An 18,284-nucleotide genomic window follows, 5' to 3' on the forward strand; every position below is an offset into this window, starting at 1 on the left:
TTCCCCGCCCGGGCTCCTGCTGCCCGGCCATGAGCCCTTCTTTCCAGCGCAACGTTCCCGTGATTTTTCCGACCTCCCCTTCTCATCTTCCTCTCGCGCCGACTCTTGCCGCCCTGCTCTCGCTCGCCCCTGTCACCGACCTGTTCGCGCAGCAGGCGCCGGATGCCGACACCGCAGGTACGCTCAAGACGATCGAAATCCAGGAGCGGTCGGAGGGTGCGGCTTCGGGCTATGCCGGCCCCCGCGGCGGTACCGCGGCGACACGCACCGAGACCCCGCTGATCGAAGTGCCGCAGGCGGTGCGGGTGGTGCCACGCCAACTGATCGATGACCTGGGCGCCACGCGGCTGGGCGACACCGTCGACTACGTCAGCGGCATCGCACGGCTCAACGACTTCGGCGGCACCTGGGACAACTTCGCGATCCGGGGTTTCAGCAACACGGAGGGCGGCTCGCTGCTCAACGGCTTCCCGTCGGGACGCGGCTACGGACCGCAGCGCGATGTGGCGAGCGTCGAACGCGTCGAATTCCTGAAGGGTCCGGCCGCCGCGCTCTACGGCAGCAGCGAGCCCGGCGGAACCATCAACGTGGTGACGAAGAAGCCGCAATTCACCGCCGCACACACCGCCAGCGTGGAGGTCGGCACACTGGGCTTCCGGCGCACGACGCTGGACACCACCGGTCCGCTGGGCAGCAGCTTTGCCTACCGGCTCAACGCGGTGGCGGAGGACGGCGCCAGCCGCAGCGGATTGATCGACAGCCGCAAGCAGGTACTGGCGCCGGCGCTGACCTGGACGCCCGACAGCCGCACGGTGGTGCAGTACGAGGCCGAGTTCGTTCGCATCCGCGCGCCGCTCGACCGCGGCGTGATCCAGATCAACGGCAATGTCGGCGTCCTTCCGCGCGACCGCTTCCTGGGCGAGCCCGACCGGGACAACATGCACATCGAGGGCGACACCCATCAGCTGACGGTGGACCGCGAGCTGGGCTCGGGCTGGCGCGCCCGGGTCGGCACGTCCTACCGTGAGACCCGCTACTTCGGCGACGCGGTCGACCTCAACAGCACGCTGCGTGCCGATGGCCGCACCCTCAATCGCCGGGACAGCTGGCGCAGCCTGCCGTCGCGCGACACGTCGGTGCAGGCCGAAGTCGAGGGCAAGTTCAGCACGGGCGGCATCGGCCACACGCTGCTGGCGGGCGTGGAGTCCTGGCGGCTCTTCATGGGTCAGTACGGCGACTATTCGAGCGTGGCCACGGCGCCGTATGCGATCGACATCTATCGACCGCTCTACGGCCAGGCCCGCACGGCACCGCTCTCGCCCCTGTTCAACACGCGCGACAGCCAGCGCGCCACCGGTGTCTTCGTACAGGACCAGATCGACCTGTCGCCGCAATGGAAGCTGCTGGCGGGCGTGCGCTTCGACCGCTTCCGCCAGGACTACGACGACCTGCTGGCACGCAAGTCCACCGCCCAGAGCCATTCGGCCACTTCGCCTCGCGTGGGCATCACCTACCTCGTGAGCGACCGGCTGTCCTTCTACGCCAGCGCCGGCAAGTCCTTCAGGCCCAATTCAGGCGGGGACGAGAACGGCAACGCGTTCACGCCGCAATCGGGCCGCGCGCTGGAAGCCGGCGCCAAATGGCTGTCGGCCGACGAGCGGCTGACAGCCACGATGGCGGTGTTCGACATCCGCAAGAGCAACGTGCTCACCCGCAGCCCGACCAACGCCAACTTCAACGTGGCCGCAGGCCAGGCGCGCAGCCGCGGCGTCGAGGCCGACGTCGCCGGCCAGCTCGACGCGCACTGGCGCCTTGCCGGCAACCTGGCCTACACAGACACCGAAGTCACCCGCGACAACAACCCGGCCATGCTCGGGCGCAGGCTGGCCAACATCCCGCGCGTCAGCGGCGGCCTGTTCGCCATCCGCGAGGACAGGCTGCTCGACGGCCGCTACGGCATCGGCGGCGGCCTGGTGCATGTGGGCGAGCGCACCGGCAACGCCACCGACACCTACCGCCTGCCTGCCTACACCACCGTGCGCCTGACCGCCTATTGGCAGATCAATCCACGCGTCCGGCTCAGCCTCGACGTGAACAACGTGTTCAACAAGACCTTCTACGTCGCTTCCTGGAACAACCTGACGGTGCTGCCCGGCCTGGGCCGGCAGGTGGTGGCGGGGCTGCAGGCGAAGTTCTGAACGCCCGGCGCGGCGGCGCCGCCCGTGGACCAGAAGCACCGAGCCGGGCAGGGTCCGGGACGAGCTGGTCGGCGGAGTCGCCCTCGTACCGACGATGCTGTCCATTGCCTGCGTTCCGATCCCCCGCATATGCAAGGCCAGGCCTTCCTCGGCCCGCAGCGCGCCAGCGAACCACGCCAGTATGTGCCCGCGGCCCGCGACCGCAGGAACTCCGGGCACGACCGGTCACGCGTGGTCCGCGACGCAAGGTATCGGTACATCCGCAACTACTACCCCGAGAAACCGTTCTACCGGCAACCTCTTGCGTTCCATCCCGATGACCGCCTCTTCGGAACCGTCGAATAGCTTTGGCCCAAGAACTTTTGATGGCTTCCGCCACCGGGTGTCCCTTCGTGCGGCAGCGGCAGGACATGGGCCGGCCTCAGGCTTGCTCCATCGACTTCGCCACGCGGCGCACGATGGCCGCGAACGCGGCGGTCGTCGGCGTGTGCACCTGGCCTTCGGGCCATAGCAGGCCCGGCGTGCGCTGCAGCGAAGGGCCCTCCAGCGGGATCGCGACCAGGCCGAGGTGGTCTGCCAGGGCGCTGCGCGAAACGATCGTCGCCATGGGCGCCTGCTGCACCAGCGCGAGCATTCCTGCGATGGAGGATGTCTCCACCACGACGTGCGGCTGCGCACCGGCCGCACGAAGTGCCTCGTCGATCTGCATGCGGGTCGTGTACTTGCGCGCCGGCAGGGTCAGGTCGCGTCCATGCAGTTCGACCATGCGAAGACGCCTGCGCCTGGCGAACGGATGCTTCTGGTTGACCGCGACCACCATTTCTTCCGAATAGAGCGGCTCGAACAAGAGGCCTTCGAGTTCGAGCGGCCTGTACGCGAGGATCAGGTCCAGGCGCCCCGCGCGCATGTCGGCGATCAGACTGTCCACGGTGTTTTCCTCGACCACCAGCCGCACCGAAGGATGCGCGTGGGCAAAGAGCGCGAGGCACTTCGGCACGAGGCCCATGTTCAGCGTCATGGTCGTGCCGAGCGAGAGAGTGCCCTCGAACGCCTTCTCGGGCGCGCCGATCAGCGCGATACCCACATCGATCTCGGCGAGCGCCTTCGCCGCCTGCGGCAGGAAGAGCTCACCCGCGGCGGTGAGCGTGACGCGCCTCGCGCTGCGGTCGAACAGCTTCTGGCCCAGTTCGTTCTCGAGTTGGCTGATCTGGTGCGACAGCGTCGACTGGGTGACGTGAAGCTGCACGGCGGCCTGCGTGAAGCTGAGGCGCTCGGCCAGCGCCAGGAAGTAGCGTAGATGTCGGAGTTCCATGCGTCGCAACCTGCCGGTCGCCCGAATCGATGCCATCGATGATAACGACCGAAATTTGTCATTTGTCTCGCAGCCCGCTGCTCGCCTATCTTCGGCGCTCCAGACAACGAGACAAGCCCATGCGACGCATATCCACCGCACTCCTGGCGGCCCTGACACTCTGCACGGCCGTTGCCCATGCCCAGACGGAAAGCTGGCCTAGCCGCAACGTCAAGCTGGTCGTTCCCTACCCGCCCGGCGGCACGACCGACTATGCGGCGCGCCAGATCGCGCAGGCACTCACGGTGCAGACGGGCAAGACCTTCTACGTCGAGAACAAGGCGGGAGCCAGCGGCACGATCGGCTCCGACCTGGTGGCCAAGTCGGCGCCCGACGGCAACACCTTCCTCATCAACGACACCACCTACGCCATGCTTCCGCACCTGTTCAGGAAGCTGCCGTGGGACCACGCGAACGGCCTGGTGCCTGTCACGAACATCGTCGATACGCCGCTGGTCGTGCTGGTGGGCGCAGGCTCGCCTTACAAGACCATCAAGGATCTCATCGACGCCGCGCGCCGCAGCCCCGGCCAGCTGACCTTCGGCTCCGGCGGCATGGGAAGCTCGACGCACCTCGGTGGAGAATTGCTCAAGCAGAACGCGCAGTTCTCTCTGACGCATGTTCCCTACAAGGGCGCGGGCGAAGCCTTGCTCGGCGTGGTGTCGGGCCAGGTCGACGTGCTGGTCACGGCATCGCCCACCGCGATCGCCCAGGTCAAGGGTGGGAAGGTGCGCGCCCTTCTCGTGACGGCGCCGCAGAGAATCGCCGCGCTTCCCGATACGCCCACCAGCGCCGAAGCGGGCCTGAAGGATTTCACCGCGACCAACTGGTTCGGCGTCGCGGCCCCGAAGGGCACGCCCCAGCCGGTCATCGAGAAGATGCAGGCCGAGGTCAAGCGCGCGCTGGAGTCGCCCGAGTTGCGGGCCCGCTTCGCCGATCAGGGCGCAACGGTCGGCGGCATGACACCGGCCGCGTTCCAGGATTTCGTGCGCAGCCAGACGCAGGCCTGGGGCCGGGTCGTCAAGGCCGCCGGCGTGCAGCCCGAATAGCCCGGCACCAGGAACCAGGCGCATGTGGAACCTCGGCTTTACGCCGCCGGAAGTCATCGAGGCCAAAGTGCTCACGACGATGCCGCCGGACCTTCGCCGCACCGGGCCGAACGCCTGGGGCGAAGCGAACAAGCCCGGCCAGGCGGTCGACAGCTTTCTCGAAGGCCCGGTGTTCGATTCGCTGGGCAACCTGTACGTGACGGACATTCCCTCCGGCAGGATCCTGTGCATCACGCCACAGCTCGAATGGCGCGTGGTGGCCGGGTACGACGGATGGCCCAACGGCATGGCGATGCATGCGGACGGCAGCCTGTGGATCGCCGACTACAGGCGCGGCATCCTCCGGCTCGACCCCGCCACAGGCCACCTGGAACCCGTGCTGGCGCATCGCAACAGCGAGTCATTCAAGGGCGTCAACGACCTCGTCTTCGACGCGAAGGGCAGCCTCTACTTCACGGACCAGGGACAGACTGGCCTGCACGATCCCACGGGCCGTGTCTACCGCCTGGGCCAGGACGGGCGGCTCGACCTCCTGCTCGCGAACGTGCCGAGCCCGAACGGCATCGCGCTCGATCCCACCGGCCGCGTGTTGTTCGTCGCGGTCACGCGCGGCAACCAGGTCTGGCGCGCACCGATCATGCGCGACGGCAGCCTCACGAAGGTGGCCGCCTTCCAGACCTTCTTCGGCACGAGCGGGCCCGATGGCCTCGCCGCCACGGCGCAAGGCGGTCTCGTGGTGGCGCATGCGAGCCTCGGCGCCGCGTTCGTGCTGAACGCGGCTGGCGAAATCACCCACCTCGTGCGCAGTCCAGGCGGCAAGACCGTCACCAACCTGGCCTTTCGCCCCGGGAGCAACACGCTGGTGATGACGGAATCGTCCAGCGGCGCGATCCTGGAGGCGCAACTGCCCGTCGCCGGGCTGGGCCAGGCATCTTTCAAGTGACCGCATCGACCGCGGCGACCCGCGGCCTTCGTGCCCGGAGATCTTTCCATTCATTCCATCAGGAACACCACATGACCAACGAGCTTTACGAGAAGGGAATGAAGCGCAGGCGCCGCGTCCTGGGCGATGCCCACGTGGACCGGGCGAGCGCGGCGACGACCGACGTGACACGCGACTTCCAGGATCTGATCGTGCGATACGGCTGGGGCGAAGTGTGGACGAGGCCCGACCTGGGCCTGCGCGAGCGCCGCATCCTCGTCATGGGCACCATGATCGCGCTGGGACGCTGGGACGAACTGCGCCTGCATCTGCGCGCCGCGCTGCAGAACCAGATGTCGCTGTGCGACATCAAGGAGGTGCTCCTGCAACAGGCGATCTACTGCGGCATTCCGGCGGCCAACACGGCCTATCACCATCTGTCTGCGGTTCTGGCGGAACTCGCCGCCGAGGGCACGGCGATCAACCGCACCCCGACGCTCGCGACCGAAGCCTGAAGGCTGGCCAGCCTCGAGCGCATCCTGCCGCACCTCCATTCCCACGACGATTCACACCATGACTCTCCCTCGCACAATCACACGCCGAGACCTGGCGCTCCTGGGCCTTGCCATGGGCAGCACCGCGCTCCTGCCGCCTGCAGCCGCCGCCGATCAATGGCCCGCAAAGCCGATCCGCCTGGTAGTCCCCTACTCCGCAGGCGGCGGCGCCGACAACGCGGCCCGGATACTCGCGCAGCGCCTGGGCGCCGCGCTGCGCACGCAGATCGTGATCGACAACCGGCCGGGCGCCAGCGGCATCATCGGCGCGCAGGCGGTGGCGAAGGCCGACCCCGACGGCTACACCGTTCTGTACGACGCGTCGACGTTCGCGGTGAATCCGCTGCTGCGCAAGATGCCTTTCGATGCGGCGACGGACCTGGTGCCGGTGTCGCTCGCGCTGACCGTTCCGAACGTCCTCGTGGTGCCCCCCAATTCGCCCGACGCCGACTTCAAGGCGTTCGTGGCGCGTGCCCGCGCCCAGCCGGGCAAGGTCTCGTTCGCGTCGTACGGCGCAGGCAGCCCGGCTCACCTGGCGGGCGAACTGCTCAACCGCGAAGCGCGCACCGGCATGCTGCATGTTCCCTACAAGGGCGGCGCGCCGGCGCTGGCCGACGTCATGGGTGGACACGTGGATGCCTACTTCGCCAACGCCGGCTCGGCGCTGGGCTACGTGCAGTCGGGGCAGCTGCGCGCATTGGCCGTCACCTCCACCCGGCGCATGGCCGCGCTGCCGCAGGTTCCCACCATCGCGGAAAGCGGCTTGCCGAACTTCGAAGTGCTCGAGTGGAATGGCTTCTTCGTTCCCAAGGGCACACCGCGGCCGATCGTCGAGCGCCTCTCCTCCGAAGTCCAGGCCGCCGTGCGAGACCCTCAGACGCGCGCACGGCTGGTCGCGCTGGGCGCCGACCCGGTGGGCGGGTCGCCGGCCGAATTCGCCACCTTCATCGCCGGCGAGTCCCGGCGCTGGGCGCAACTGATCAAGGCGAACAAGATCGCCGCCGAGTGACGCGCCCGCGTCGCGGCCGCCTTTCCGAGTCATGCCCGAACCTGTATGGTTGCCGCCATGGATCTGCGCCAGCTTCGCTATTTCGTCACCGTCGCCGAGGAGCTGAACTTCAGCCGCGCGGCGGTGCGCCTGCACATGAGCCAGCCGCCCTTGTCCCATCAGATCAAGGCGCTGGAAGAAGAACTCGGCGTGCTCCTGCTTTTTCGCAACCGCCGCGAAGTGCGGCTCACCGACGCGGGCCGCGCGTTCCTGCGCGACGCGCGCCAATTGCTCGACCAGGCACAGGCGGCAACGCAGAGGGCCAAGCTCGCGGCGCAGGGTGACGGAGGCACCTTGCGTGTGGGCATGGCCACCTCGGCCATCGACCATGTCATGCCGGGCTTCGTCCAGAGGCTTCGATCCTGCCTGCCGACAGTCCAGCTGCTGGTGACCGACATGGGCTCGCAGGAGCAGGTGCGCGCCGTCGCCGCCGACAAGCTGGACCTTGGCTTCGTGCACGCACGCACGAGCACGCGCGGCCTGGCCCGCCAGCTTCTCTACACGGAGGGCTTCGCGCTCGTGATGCCGCTTGCCCACCCGCTGGCCGCGCGCGACGCGCTGGCGCTCAGGGACTTCGCCGAGGAGCCGATGATCAGCTTCTCGCGCGAGCACAGATCCGCCCTGTTCGACTCGCTCGTCGCCGCCTGCATGCAGGCCGGCTTCAGCCCCCGCCTGCTTCACGTCGCGCGCCATCCGATGAGCATGTTCCAGATGGTTCGCCATGGCCTCGGCGTAGCCCTCGTGCCCGCCTCTTATGCCGAAGTGGGCGGAGAAGGCCTGCGGGTGGTGGAGCTTCCACCGTCGGCGGGCACGCTGCAGATCGATGTCGTCTGGCGCGAGGACAACGAAAGCGAACTGCTGGAGTGCGTCCGCACCGAGGTACTGGCGAACTGGAGCGTCGGTGAACCGACGGTGCGGGCTGCCGCTGCGGGCCCGGCAATCGTCGTGCAGTCCGCTCTCTGACCCAGCCGCTGGAGCTTCACCCGAGACATGGGTCCAGGCCCGCGTGCGCCAGCGGCCCGGCAGCTTCGTCCGAACGCAGGAACCGCACGAAGCGCCGCGCGGCCTCGGGTTCGGCTGCGTCCACCGGCATGCCCGCGGCGATCACGGTGACATGCTGCAGGTCGTCAGGCAGCGGACCAGTGAAGCGCACGCCGGGCTGCCCGAGGATCTCGCTGATCTGCTGGAAGCCCAGCTGCGCGTCGCCCCGCGCGACCGCGGCGGCGACCGGCTCGTCGCGCACCTGCAGCGCACGCACCTGCGCCGGCTCGATGCCGAGCTTGCCGAACAGCACCTGCGAAACGTAGACGCCGCTTCCTGCCTGTGAATAGGCGACACCGCGCGCCTGAAGGATCGCAAGGCGCAGCGCCTGCGCGCTGCCGATGTCGACGCACGGATGATCCAGCGCCACGCAGGCGCCGATGCGCGAGCGCATCACCTCCGTACGAGAACCCGCCTCCACCCGGCCGGCTTGCACCTGCTGCGCCAGCAGCGCCGATGGCAGCAGCACGACATCCGCCGCTTCGCCCTGGGCCAGGCGCTGCACGAGAGCCTGCGGCGACGTGCCACCCGCCGGCCCCCAGAGCCACTCCACGCGGACACGGGCTGCCCGTTCGAACATCATGCCTGCGGCAGCGAGCGGGGCCTGAAAGGCCTGCGGTGCCAGTACGCGGATGACGACGTTCATCGAAGTTCCCCCCGGTTCGTCCGGTTGCGCACGGACAGTGAGTGGTCGAGCAGGCGGCCGGAAGCAAGGCCTGCGCGCACGCCCGGGCCAATCATTCCAGCGTGATGCCGGTTTCGTGGATGATCGCGGCCCATTCGCGGCGCTGCTCGGCGAGCACTGCCGCCAGGTCGATGCCGGCGGGGGCTGGATCCATGCCCGCCGTGCGGATGGATCCGACCACCTGAGGGCTGGCGATCTCCTGCGCCAGGGCGGCGCGCAATATCTTCAGCACGGGCGCGGGCGTGCGCGCCGGGGCCATGAGCCCGTACCAGTTGAGCGACGGCACGCCCTGGACACCGCTTTCCTCGAGGGTGGGCACGTCTGGAAGCTCCGCCAGCCGCGTCTTGCCGGTCACAGCGAGCGCTCGAAGCATGTTCTTGCGAACCAGCGGCAGCAGCACAGCCCTGTTGGTCACGACCATCGACAGATGCCCGCCGAGTGCATCCTGGATCGCCGGGGTGGCGCCCTTGTAGGGCACGAAAGTGATGTCGGCACCAGTGCGCCGCTTGAACATCTCGATGGCGAAGTGCGGCCCGATGCCGGGTGCGGATCCCGCACTGAGCGTGCCGGGAACGCGCTTGCTGTAGCGGACCAGCTCCTGGACGCTGCCGGCGGGTACGCCCGGGTGGATGGCCATGATCATCGGATCGCTGGCAAGCGCGCCGACTGCCTCGAAGTCGGCCACCGGGTCGTAGTCCAGCTTCGGGTAGACCGCCGGCACCACCACGTTGAGGTTGGTGCCGCCCATCATCAGCGTGCAGCCGTTCGGCTGCGAGGAAGCCACGGCCTTCGAGCCGATGCGGCCGCCCGCGCCGCCGATGTTGGTCACGACCACGGGCTGCCCGAGGCTCGCCGAGAGCGCGGGAGCAATCAACCGCGCGGCCACGTCGTTCGGGCCTCCTGGCGCGAAGGGCACGACCAGCCTGATCGGCTGGGAAGGATAGGCCGCTGCCGCGAGCACGCCGCGCGGCCACAGCAAGGGCATTGCCGTGGCCGCGAGCAGGTTCCTGAGCGTTGTTCTGCGGTCGCAAGGCGACATGAGCGCAGGGGCCGGTTTCATGTTGTCGTGATCCTTCGGGCATACGTGCCGTATCCGGCCCATGAATGAATCTACGCAGGCTGCCGGGACGCGTCCAATACCTTGGACGAAACTCTGTCATCGCGATCGCGAATAAGGCGTCGGCCGGCGCGGGCGACACGGTGGGCCCCGCGGCGCTCACCGGGGCTCGATCAGCCCAAGCAGCAGTTCGGCGAGAGCCTCCGGCGCGTCGATCATCGGATCGTGGCCGCAGTCGGCCATCACGGCGGTCTGCCAGCCCGCATCGGCGCGGCAGCGCTCGAGGGCCGCGTCGAACAGCGGCTGGGGGAACAACGGCGTGCGCACGTAGAGCTTGCGCGCGATGCGCTCCCGCGCCCCCGTCAGTTCGACCGGCTGCATCGACACGCCGATCGGCTGCGGCGTGATCTTCGAGTCGAGCCAGCGCGCATCTTCGGCACTCTGGATCTTCAGTGCCGTGCTCGTCGGTCCCGGGCGGGAGAGTTCGCCGCGCGCCTGCGCCTCCAGTACCGCGGCCTTCTGCGCGTCGTTGAGCAGATCGAAGCCGCGCTGGCCGTTCTCGGGAAGGAAGGCGTCGACGAAGGCAATGGCCGAGAGACGATCCTCCAGCGCCTCGACCGCCGCCGAGGCGACCCAGCCCGCATACGAATGCGCGACCAGCACGGCATCGTGCAGATCTTCCCAGCGGAAGAGATTGACGACGTCCCGCGCATGGGTCTGCAGCGTGATGCCGCCGCTCATCAGGTGGGAGCGGTCCGCGAGTCCGGTGAGCGACGGCGCGTAGACGCGATGGCCGCGCCGCGTGAGCAATGCGGCGAGCTTCTGCCAGGCCCAGCCGCCATGGCCGGAGCCGGCAACGAGGACGAAGGGTTGGAGGGAAGTGGTCAAGACGGGTTCTCCTGTGGGTTGATGCCGGCACGACATGCGCCGGACGAGGGAATCAGAACGAGAGGCCCTCTGCGCGCCGCACGGCCAGTCCGGCGGGAGGGCGCGTCGAGGGCGGCCATGGCAGGTCGAACGGCAGGCGGCCGGCGGGCGCGTGCCGGCCCGAGAGCACGTCGAACAGCGCCTCTTCCTGCACGCCGAAATGAAGCACGATGCCCGCGGCCAGCGGTTCGAGCGCGGCCAGGTCGGCGGGGCGGTCGAGGTAGACGCTGGCCACCGTCGGAACCTGCGCCGCGATCAGGCGCACGCGCTCCAGGTCGGCATCGCCAGCCAGCCAGCCCGTGCGCCCCTCGCGGTAGCGGCTGCCGAAGAAATGCCCCGGATGCAGCAGCTCGTGCGGCGTGCGCATGGCCACGACGGCAAGGTCGGCATCGCCCGGGCGTTCGACGACCGTGAAGCCCGCGGCCCACGCCGCCTGGGCATCGATGCCTTCGAGGAACAGCTTCCTCCCGCGCGCGAGCGGCAGCACGGAGCCGGCATTCTTGGCAACGACCAGCGACCTGCGCTGCGCATCGAGCGCCATCGCCTTCAGGCCGGACCGGCCGACGATCGAGGCTGCGGCGTTCTCGTCGACGTAGGGATTCTCGAAAAGGCCCAGGCTGAACTTCTGCACGAGGATGCGCAGGACCGCCCGGTCGATCAGCGACTGCGCGAGCAGCCCGTCGCGCACCGCGCTGACGATCCAGCGCGGATCGTCGGCGCCGCCGAACTGATCCACGCCGGCCTGGATCGCCTTGGCGAAGCGCTCGCGTTTGTCCAGGTGCTCGACGCCCCAGGGCATCGCGATGTCTCCAGCCCCTGGGCGCTGCCCTTCCCCGGCCCCCTCGATGCAGGCACGCGTGCAGTCGTCGGTCACGTGCCAGTCGGAGATCACGACGCCGTCAAAACCGAAGCGTCCGCGCAGTACGCCGTTGACCATCTGCCGGTTGAAGCTCATGCCGACCTGCTCGATGTCGCCCGCGACATCCGGCATCCGAAGCCCGGGGGGCGGCACGCCATAGGAAGGCATCACGCCGCCGACCCCGGCCTCGAAGGCACCGGTGAATGCGCGGACATGTTCCTCCACGCCATCGCTGCGCAGCTCCAGCAGCCGACCGTAGTGGTTGTGCGCGTCGAAGCCCTGCGGACCGGTCGCGCCGTAGCCCACCCAGTGCTTGACCACCGAGACCACGCTCTGCGGACCCAGCCCGTCCATGCCGCCTTGCATGCCGGCCACGTAGGCCTGCACGAGTGCACGGACGTCTTCGGGCGAACTGCCGAAGCTGCCGCTGCAGCGGTGCCAGCGCGGCTCGAGCGCGAGATCCGCCATCGGCGACAAGGCCATGCGAATGCCGACCGCGCGGTACTCCTGACGCACGCCGCCGGCGAATGCGCGCACCAGCTCCGCATCGCCGGCAGCACCGAAGCCCGGCGCGTCGGGCCATTGCGTGAATCCGCCGGCCGCGACGCTGACGCCCTGCGAATGGCTGAAGTGGCTGCGTGGATCGGTGGAAAGCATCACGGGGATGCCGAGCCGGCCCTCCTCGGCCAGGGCCTGAAGTTCGTTCGCCTGGCGCGCGAGTTCCGTGGGTGGCGCCTGAAGGCGGTTGAGGAAGGCACCCACGTGGCGCGCCAGTACCAGTTCGCGCAGCGACGTGAAGTCCCAGGCCGCGCCTGCCCCGGGCAATGCCGCCGACTGTGTTGTCGGCGGGTTGGCATGCAGCATCGCACCGACCTTTTCCTGGAGCGACATCCGGCCCAGGAGATCGGAGGCCCGCTCGACGGGCGTGAGCCGCCAGTCCTCATAGGGGTCCAGCCGGCCGTTTCCGTTGTGGTCCTTGAAGAGAAAACCGTCGACCCGCAGCTGCCCGATGCGGCGTGCGCGAAGTTCAGGCTGCATGGCGCGCGTGCTCCTTGCTCGCCGGAGCATCCGGGGCGAACGCATGAAGGGACTGGGGTCGCATCGGCGGCACGCGGGGCTCAGAACCTGTGGCTGATGCCGAACTCGGTGCCGCGCGACCTCCTGCCCGGCGCCGCGGCCGGCGGCGTGCCGACGGCGAAGTTGGCGTCGCCCTTGTTCGAGATCGTCGCGTACGTCGCATAGAGCGTCGTGCGCTTCGACAGGTCGTATGCATAGCCGACAGCCACCTGGGTGGCGTCGTTGCGATCCAGCCATGCCTTGCCGAGAACGCCCGAGGTGTCTGCCCGGGTGTAGTTGAGCTTGATCTTGTGCAGCCCGGCCACCGTGACCACCGTGCCGACCTGCGTCACCAGCCGCGAGGCACCGAGGTAGGCGTTGCGCACGACCGAGCCGTAGAACTTCGCCGGGCCCCACGTATAGCTGCCGGCCACGGAACTGCGCCTGAGCGTGTTGCCTCCGATGCCGTCGAACAGGCCGTAGGCCGCGGTCACGTTCACCGGCCCCTGCGCGTAGCCGATGCGCCCGCCCCGGTATTTCTTGGATGGCGCGCCCTCGCCCATCGCCACCGCAAGCTGGCCATAGAAGCCGCCGAGCGTGTTCGGCGTGTAGTAGGCAACCATGTTGTCGGCGCGCGCCCAGACACCGGTTGCGTCGATCCCGCTGCCGAAGACGCCCGCCGCCGTCGAATAGAACTTCCCCTGGTCGGCCAGGCCGCTGACGCCGAAGGTGTCGAATTCGCCGAAGCCCGTGTACGACGGCGTGAGGTCGTGGCCCAGGCGCACTTCGCCGAACGGCCCCGAGAGGCTCACCGTCGAGCGGCGGTTGAAGAAGCGCGCGGCATTGGTCGTGCCGTCGTCGAAGTTCACGGTGCTCTCCAGCCACGCGCTGGCTGCGTAGCCGCCGCCCAGGTCTTCCACGACGCGAAAACCGAGGCGGCTTGCGGCCGCACCGCCGCTGGACAGGCCGGTGACCGTCGCCGGGCCGTTGGTGACGCGGCGCACGCTCAGGTCCGCGACGCCGAACACGGTGGCGGTGGACTGTGCGCTGGCGCAGCTGGCCGTCGCCGCGAGGGCCATGCATATGGCGATTCGGTGGGGGTTCATGGATGGCTCCTGGTGTAGTGGCTTGGACTTGGATCCGGATTTGCGGGACGTCGGAAAACCGCGGACGCGTTCGCGATGCCGTTGCGGTTCATGGGTGCTCTCGTTGCAGGATTTCGGGACGCACCGATCCAGGCGGCGCGCCGTGCGAGCCGCCGGATCGACTTCGGTTGGAAGGAGGCGGGGCCTAGATCTCGATGCGCTTCTCGGTCGATGGATCGAACAGCGATGCGCTCGCCAGGTCCGGCCGCACGCGAACCYGCTCGCCCGCGTGGCGCGTCGGCTTCGGCGGCAGCCGGATGCCGATGCGCTGGCCGTTCATGTCGGCAAAGCCGAAGGTGTCGGCACCGGTCGGCTCCACCAGCTGGAGGGTGACGGCCAGCGCGCCGGACTCGCCCTCTTCGGCGAGCCGCCAATGCTCCGGCCGCAGTCCGAGCACAGCGTCGCGCTCCCCTGTGGCCGCATGCCCGGCCGGTGCCAGCGGCAGCCGCACGGCCGAATCGCCGCTGCGCAGCTCCACCATCCAGTGTCCCGCCTCCGCGCGCAGCCTGACCGGCAGCAGGTTCATCGTGGGCGAGCCCATGAACGCGGCCACGTACAGGTTGGCGGGTCGCTCGTAGATGTCCTGCGGCGTACCCAGCTGCTGCACGCGGCCGTCCTTCATCACCGCGATGCGGTCGCCCAGGGTCATCGCCTCGACCTGGTCGTGCGTCACGTAGACGATGGTGCTCCTGAGCCGCTGGTGCAGCGCCTTGATCTCGGCACGCATCTCGACGCGCAGCTTGGCGTCCAGGTTGGACAGCGGCTCGTCGAAGAGGAAGACCTTGGGGTTGCGCGCGAGTGCGCGGCCCATCGCCACCCGCTGGCGCTGGCCGCCGGAGAGCTGGGCCGGCCGGCGATCGAGCAGGTGGCCGATCTGCAGCGTTCCGGCCACGCGTTCGACGACGGCGTCCCGCTCGGCCTTGGGCACCTTGCGCATCTCCATCGCGAAGGCGATGTTCTCGCCGACGGTCATGCTGGGGTACAGCGCGTAGCTCTGGAACACCATGGCGATGTCGCGGTCCTTCGGCCCCACGTCGTTGACGACGCGGCCATCGATCGCGATCTCGCCCTCGCTGATGCCGTCCAGCCCGGCGATCATCGACAGCAGCGTGCTCTTGCCGCAGCCGGACGGCCCCACCAGGATCAGGAACTCGCCGTCGGCGACCTCGATGTCGATGCCGTGCAGCACGGTCACCGGACCGTAGCGCCTGCGCACGTTGCGAATGCTCACGCTGGCCATGGATTTGGCTCCTTCTCTTTCAGGTTTGGATCGATCAGCCCTTGACCGCGCCCGCGGTCAGCCCGCGCACGAAGTACTTGCCGGCCAGCATGTACAGCACCATGGTCGGCGCGCCGGCGATGATCGCGGCGGCCATGTAGGCGTTGTAGCGGGGCACGTCTTCCTGCACGTTGGTCAGGTTGTTGAGCCCCACGGTCACGAGCTGCTGGTCGCTCGGCGCGAGCACCAGCGCGAAGATGAAGTCGTTCCAGATCGCGGTGAACTGCATGATGCCCACCACGACCAGGATCGGCTTGGCCGTGGGCAGCACCACGCGCCGGAAGATCGTCCACAGGCCCGCGCCGTCGATGCGCGCGGCCTTGATCAGCTCCCCGGGGAAGCCCACGAAGTAGTTGCGGAAGTACAGCGCCACCGGCACGCTGTAGATCGTGTGCACCACGACCAGGCCGAACAGCGACTGCGAAAGGTGCAGCTTCGCGAACACCATCGACAGCGGAAAGACGAACAGCGCCGCCGGCATGAACACGCCGAACATCAGCAGGAAGAGCGCGCCGTCGACGCCGCGGAAGCGCCACTTGGCCAGCACGTAGCCGTTGAAGCAGCCCCACAGCGTGGAGATCACCGTGGAGGGCACGACCACGATCAGAGAGTCGAAGAAATAGCGCGACAGGCCGGTGCACTGCTCGGCACCGGTGCAGGCCGTGGCCCAGGCCTCGATCCACGGCTCGATGGTCCAGCGCTGCGGCAGTCCCAGCACGTTGCCGGCCTGCAGCTCGGCCAGCGGCTTGAGCGAGTTGACGACGGCGAACCACGCGGGCAGCGCATAGAACGCCACGGCGAGAAGCAGCCCCAGGTAGACCAGCACGCGGCCGGCGCCGAGCCGGTCGCCCGGCATGCGCTCACGGCGCGCGGGACGGCGCAGGAATGAAGGAATGGCCATGGATCAGTCTCCGCGATGCTTCTTCAGCTCGCTCAGGATGTAGGGCACGGCCACCATCGCGCAGGTGAACAGCAGCACCATGGCCGAGGCGGAGCCCAAGCCCATCTGGTCGCGCCGGAAGAAGCGGTCGAACACGTAGAAGGCCGGCAGCACGCTGCTCTGGCCGGGCCCGCCCTGCGTCAGCACGACCACGAGGTCGAAGGTGCGAAGGGCCGCGGGCAGCAGGATCAGGGCGGCGCTGAACACCGTGGGCCGCAGGGCCGGCAGCACCACGCGCCAGTAGATGCGCGGCAGGCTGGCGCCGTCGATCATCGCGGCCTTGAAGACCGACTCGTCGATGCTGCGCAGACCGGCGATGAACATCGACATCACGAAGCCCGTGCTGTGCCACACGGCGACGACCACCAGCGCGAAGATCGAGTACTTCGGCTGGACGATCCAGTCGAACAGCGCATTCTCGAAGCCCATGCCGTGCAGCCACTTCTCGATGCCGGTGTCGGGCGACAGCAGCCAGCGCCAGATCGTGCCGGCGACGATCCAGCTCAGCGCCAGCGGATACAGGATGACGGTACGGATGCCGTTCTCCAGCCGCACCTTCTGATCGAGCAGGATCGCGAGGAAGCAGCCCAGCACCAGCGGCAGGCCCACGACCAGCGGCAGGTAGAGGGCCAGGTTCCACAGGGCGCGCCACCAGTTGTCGTCGGTGAACAGCCGCCGGTACTGGTCCAGGCCCACCCAGTTCCAGCTGATCGCGCCGGCCGAGTCGGTGAACGAGACCGCCGCGACCCAGGCGGTCAGGCCGTAGAAGAAGAGCAGGCTCACGGCCAGGGCCGGCGAGATGGCCAGCTGCGGCAGCCATCGTTCGAACCGGTCGGCGAAGCCGCGCGCTTCGGGATGGGCGGAAGCGCCCGGCGAGGATGTTGTTGTCACGTTGCGTTCCCGGAGCCGGCCTCAGTTCGACCGGGCGGCCGAAGCCATCTTCGCGGCGGCCTGCTGGGCCGTCATGTCCGGGTCGTTCCAGAAGCCGAGCACCACATCGCGCCAGGCGCCGATGCGCGCGGGGGTCTGCATCAGGCTGGGGGACGTAGCGATCGTTCCGTCCTTGGCGCCCGCGACGAAGTCGGCATAGCTCTGGCGGGCGCATTCGTCGAACCCCGAAACATCCGCATCCATGCGGGCCGGCACCGAGCCCTTGGCCTGGCTGAACGCCACCTGGGCGTCGCGGTCCATGAACACCTCGGCAAGGTCCATCTGCGCCTTCGAGGACTTCGGCTGCTTGAAGAAGAGGAAGGCGTCCGAGGTGAACAGGTGGCTGCGGCCGCTGCCGGGCACTGCCGCGCAGAGATAGTCGACGCCGGGCTTTTTTCCGGCGATGTTGAATTCGCCCTTGGCGAAATCGCCCATGACCTGCGCCAGCGCCCTTCCCTGGATGACCATCTGCGTGGCCTCGTTCCATTTGCGCGTCGGTGCGCTGCGGTCGACGTAGCCGCGCAGCTTGCGCATCACCTCGAAGGCCTTCACCACGCCCGGCCCCTTGAGCAGGGCGTCGTCCAGGTCGTAGAAGGCCCGGCGGAACTCGTCGGGCTTCATCGTCGTGAACGCCACCTGCGTGAAGGTGAAGTTCACCCAGATGTCGTCGCCCATCGCCAGCGGCACCATGCCCGCGGCCTTCGCCTTGTCCGCCAGCACGAAGAACTCGTCCCAGGTCTTCGGCGCGGACGTGGCGCCGAGCTTCTTCAGGGCCTCGGCGTTGATCCACATGACGTTCTGGCGATGCACATTCACCGGCACCGCGACATAGCTCTTGCCGCCCTGGCGCGCGAAACGACGCAGGGGCTCGGGCAGCACTTCGTCCCACTTGCCCTTCGCGGCCACCTCGTCGAGATTGGAGAGGTTTTCGCGGTTGGCGGCATAGCTGCGCACGTCGGCGTTGATCTGTGCGGCATCCGGCGGCGCACCCTTGCCCACCCGCGCCTTCAGCAGGATGCGCTGGTTGTCGCCGCCGCCCACTGCCAGGTCTTTCCAGGCCAGCCCCCGCTTGCTCGCGGCCTCCTTGAACTTGGCGACGGCCGCCGTCTCGCTGGAGCTGGTCCACCAGTGGATGACCTCGACGGTCTCCGCGGCGTGAACGAAGTGAGGAACGAGGGTCGCGGCGGCACAGGCGAGGCTGAAAGTCAGGCGGAACATCTGGACTCCAAGGCAATGAAATGCG

16 protein-coding genes are annotated in these 18,284 nt (G+C 68.6%); 6 read left to right on the forward strand and 10 right to left on the reverse strand.

The features are described 5' to 3' along the window. Positions 1-29 precede the first annotated feature (29 nt). Positions 30-2,198, forward strand: coding sequence for a TonB-dependent siderophore receptor (locus QMO14_RS02095; protein ID WP_301503958.1), 2,169 nt, complete (start codon positions 30-32; stop codon positions 2,196-2,198). Between the two features lie 421 nt (positions 2,199-2,619). Here QMO14_RS02095 and QMO14_RS02100 read toward each other — a convergent pair whose 3' ends face one another. Next, entirely contained in the window at positions 2,620-3,510 is an 891-nt protein-coding gene (locus QMO14_RS02100) for a LysR family transcriptional regulator (RefSeq protein WP_301503960.1), read from the reverse strand. Positions 3,511-3,629: 119 nt separating this feature from the next. Between QMO14_RS02100 and QMO14_RS02105 the strand changes: the two genes are divergently transcribed. The 5 genes from QMO14_RS02105 to QMO14_RS02125 all read left to right on the forward strand — a co-directional run bounded on the left by QMO14_RS02105 (position 3,630) and on the right by QMO14_RS02125 (position 8,085). After that, the gene (locus QMO14_RS02105; RefSeq protein ID WP_301503962.1) at positions 3,630-4,598 is read left to right on the forward strand and encodes a tripartite tricarboxylate transporter substrate binding protein; all 969 of its coding nucleotides are present in this window, start codon (positions 3,630-3,632) and stop codon (positions 4,596-4,598) included. Positions 4,599-4,620: 22 nt separating this feature from the next. Continuing rightward, the gene (locus QMO14_RS02110; protein ID WP_301503964.1) at positions 4,621-5,541 is read left to right on the forward strand and encodes an SMP-30/gluconolactonase/LRE family protein; all 921 of its coding nucleotides are present in this window, start codon (positions 4,621-4,623) and stop codon (positions 5,539-5,541) included. 71 nt (positions 5,542-5,612) lie between these two features. Next, on the forward strand, positions 5,613-6,035 hold the full coding sequence (locus tag QMO14_RS02115) for a carboxymuconolactone decarboxylase family protein (protein ID WP_301503966.1): 423 nt from the start codon (positions 5,613-5,615) through the stop codon (positions 6,033-6,035). A 58-nt stretch (positions 6,036-6,093) separates the two neighbouring features. Further along, the gene (locus tag QMO14_RS02120) at positions 6,094-7,083 is read left to right on the forward strand and encodes a tripartite tricarboxylate transporter substrate binding protein (protein ID WP_301503968.1); all 990 of its coding nucleotides are present in this window, start codon (positions 6,094-6,096) and stop codon (positions 7,081-7,083) included. A 57-nt stretch (positions 7,084-7,140) separates the two neighbouring features. Further along, positions 7,141-8,085: a LysR substrate-binding domain-containing protein gene (locus QMO14_RS02125; RefSeq protein WP_301503969.1), complete on the forward strand. Its 945-nt coding sequence runs from the start codon at positions 7,141-7,143 to the stop codon at positions 8,083-8,085. 16 nt (positions 8,086-8,101) lie between these two features. Here QMO14_RS02125 and QMO14_RS02130 read toward each other — a convergent pair whose 3' ends face one another. The 9 genes from QMO14_RS02130 to QMO14_RS02170 form a co-directional block, all read right to left on the reverse strand. Next, positions 8,102-8,809 carry a substrate-binding domain-containing protein gene (locus QMO14_RS02130; protein ID WP_301503971.1) on the reverse strand — a complete coding sequence of 236 codons (708 nt, stop codon included), beginning with the start codon at positions 8,807-8,809 and terminating at the stop codon, positions 8,102-8,104. Between the two features lie 91 nt (positions 8,810-8,900). Then, positions 8,901-9,908: a tripartite tricarboxylate transporter substrate binding protein gene (locus QMO14_RS02135; RefSeq protein ID WP_301503973.1), complete on the reverse strand. Its 1,008-nt coding sequence runs from the start codon at positions 9,906-9,908 to the stop codon at positions 8,901-8,903. Between the two features lie 156 nt (positions 9,909-10,064). Further along, positions 10,065-10,793 (reverse strand): alpha/beta fold hydrolase, encoded by a 729-nt coding sequence (locus QMO14_RS02140; protein ID WP_301503975.1) that lies wholly within the window; start codon positions 10,791-10,793, stop codon positions 10,065-10,067. A 52-nt stretch (positions 10,794-10,845) separates the two neighbouring features. Next, positions 10,846-12,729, reverse strand: a complete 1,884-nt coding sequence (locus QMO14_RS02145; protein ID WP_301503977.1) for a glycoside hydrolase family 3 protein — start codon at positions 12,727-12,729, stop codon at positions 10,846-10,848. An 80-nt stretch (positions 12,730-12,809) separates the two neighbouring features. Continuing rightward, on the reverse strand, positions 12,810-13,853 hold the full coding sequence (locus QMO14_RS02150; RefSeq protein ID WP_301503979.1) for a porin: 1,044 nt from the start codon (positions 13,851-13,853) through the stop codon (positions 12,810-12,812). Positions 13,854-14,037: 184 nt separating this feature from the next. Continuing rightward, the gene (locus QMO14_RS02155) at positions 14,038-15,132 is read right to left on the reverse strand and encodes an ABC transporter ATP-binding protein (protein WP_301503981.1); all 1,095 of its coding nucleotides are present in this window, start codon (positions 15,130-15,132) and stop codon (positions 14,038-14,040) included. A gap of 34 nt (positions 15,133-15,166) precedes the next feature. After that, a complete protein-coding gene (locus tag QMO14_RS02160; RefSeq protein ID WP_301504383.1) occupies positions 15,167-16,027 on the reverse strand; it encodes a carbohydrate ABC transporter permease in 861 nt (286 codons plus the stop codon). Positions 16,028-16,075: 48 nt separating this feature from the next. Next, on the reverse strand, positions 16,076-17,002 hold the full coding sequence (locus tag QMO14_RS02165) for a carbohydrate ABC transporter permease (RefSeq protein WP_301503983.1): 927 nt from the start codon (positions 17,000-17,002) through the stop codon (positions 16,076-16,078). 21 nt (positions 17,003-17,023) lie between these two features. Beyond that, positions 17,024-18,259 (reverse strand): ABC transporter substrate-binding protein, encoded by a 1,236-nt coding sequence (locus QMO14_RS02170; protein WP_301503985.1) that lies wholly within the window; start codon positions 18,257-18,259, stop codon positions 17,024-17,026. Between the last annotated feature and the right edge of the window lie 25 nt (positions 18,260-18,284).

Origin of the sequence: Variovorax sp. CAN15 (assembly GCF_030462475.1) — a bacterium.
Lineage (GTDB): Bacteria > Pseudomonadota > Gammaproteobacteria > Burkholderiales > Burkholderiaceae_C > Variovorax.